Source organism: Ruegeria sp. YTSC199 (assembly GCF_059609725.1).
The window spans coordinates 1-1,567 of the sequence record NZ_JBXWMF010000073.1 but is presented as its reverse complement, the minus strand read 5'-3'; the positions used below and the strand labels follow the sequence as shown (position 1 = coordinate 1,567).

Here is a 1,567-nt window from a genome sequence, read left to right as displayed (position 1 = left end):
CTATGCCGTTATGAGGCATTCGGTCTTTTCAGGAAATTAGGTTCCACCATTGTTACGGATGAACCGTGGCTCCATCAGCGGCGATGCCAGATGGATTACTTCCCTGTATCAAAAGGACCAAATTATGACCGCTCTAAATATCGAAACCGACATCGACCAACTCCGTATTGATCATGCTGCCTTGTCCAGGGCGTTGGCGGCTCTCCAAGAGGCTGAAGACACGATGTGTTGGCTTGGTTGGTTCGCGTCAGATTTCAAAGACACCTGTACTTTTGCAGAGGCTATTGAACGACAAGCAGAAACCATAAAAAAACTTAAAAGGCAACGTTCGAGCATTGGCTTGAGCTAAATTCTGGAGGGGCAGACTGCCCCTTCAGACCCTGTTTGCCTTTAGCAACTAACATATGGCAACCAGCCACTTTTGTGTGACGCAAAGCGGATAGCCGTTACCATATCCTTGCCCTACGCCCTCTGCTTGCCAGCCACCTATCTGGTCGACAATGTCGGATGGACACTCGACGGCACGAAGCCTGTCACGCATCGAATGACGAAAGCTGTGCATGGTGCAACGGCTTGGTACATATGGCTTCATCCATTTGTTCAGCGCGGCACTGGCAGAATTAGCTTTCGTGGTTTTCGATTTGTTGTACCGGGGAAAAGCGAATTGGCTGTCAGCGTTCTCAGAGAGCAACCGCTTGGCGGCCCATAGTGACGCCCCGACCAGAGGCACCTTTCGGTTGCTACCTGATGTCTTCAGCCGACGCCAAGGATGCTCTTGGACAACTACGTGAGGCACTGGGTCATTCAGCTCGAAATCCTCTTTGAGCAAACCCGCAGCTTCTGCAAGCCGCATCCCTGTGTCCGAGACCAGAGCAACAAGCCATCGCAAGTCGTCATCAAGGGACCGGCATTTGGATTGCAGAGAGCGGATCGCTTCGATTGGCATAGGTTCACGATCTTCGACACCGGCATTCCTGTCGTAGTACACGCCAGCGAATGGGTTGGTCAGTATGATACCGGCTTCAGAGGCAGCGAAGTTGATAACTGACCTGATGGTCCCAAAGATGCGGGTAATACTGCTACCCGCCAATTCTCGCTTCACCAGCTCGTCGCGAAACGCATTGGCATCCGCCTTGGTATAGCTTCTGATGTCTTTGTCCCCGCAGACATCCAAGACATAGCCACACGACCGCTCAGCAGCCCTGTGGAAGGTGATTGGACGTCCTTGCCCCTTCAGCTGCAGATAGACTGACACGGCTTCTGAGAGCTTTATAGCGTCGACACTGGCTTGATCGGCGCGTGACATCGAAGACCCAAACTCGACCGCAGCTCCAATCCTCAGAAGATGCTTGCCCGGCAGGTCCACGTCTTGGATGCGTAGGTGATACCAGTGTTCATCCAATTGCTGAGCAGCTCTTTGCGCTCGGGACTTTGCGACCGCTGCTGATCTTGTCCGTAGGGAGAATGATATTTTTCTGGTGGTATAGTGGTGATCGAGGTCTTTCGGGATCCGTCGTGTGAAGTAGAAGACCCCTGCTTTTACAAATGAGAATGGAACGGTTTTGTT

The 1,567-nt window shown here is 52.2% G+C and carries 2 protein-coding genes; one reads left to right on the top strand and one right to left on the bottom strand.

Annotated elements, in window-relative coordinates:
- Nucleotides 1-124 precede the first annotated feature (124 nt).
- Nucleotides 125-349 (top strand): hypothetical protein, encoded by a 225-nt coding sequence (locus tag AC2FEE_RS25570; RefSeq protein ID WP_496868223.1) that lies wholly within the window; start codon nt 125-127, stop codon nt 347-349.
- A 48-nt stretch (nt 350-397) separates the two neighbouring features.
- Here the strand turns inward: AC2FEE_RS25570 and AC2FEE_RS25565 are convergent.
- A partial coding sequence (locus AC2FEE_RS25565; protein ID WP_496868222.1) for a DUF6538 domain-containing protein occupies nt 398-1,567 on the bottom strand: 1,170 nt, incomplete at its 5' end.

Excerpts from the sequence above, each read along its gene's own strand:
- AC2FEE_RS25570 (WP_496868223.1), top strand. The coding sequence starts at position 125 with ATGACCGCTCTAAATATCGAAACCGACATCGACCAACTCCGTATTGAT.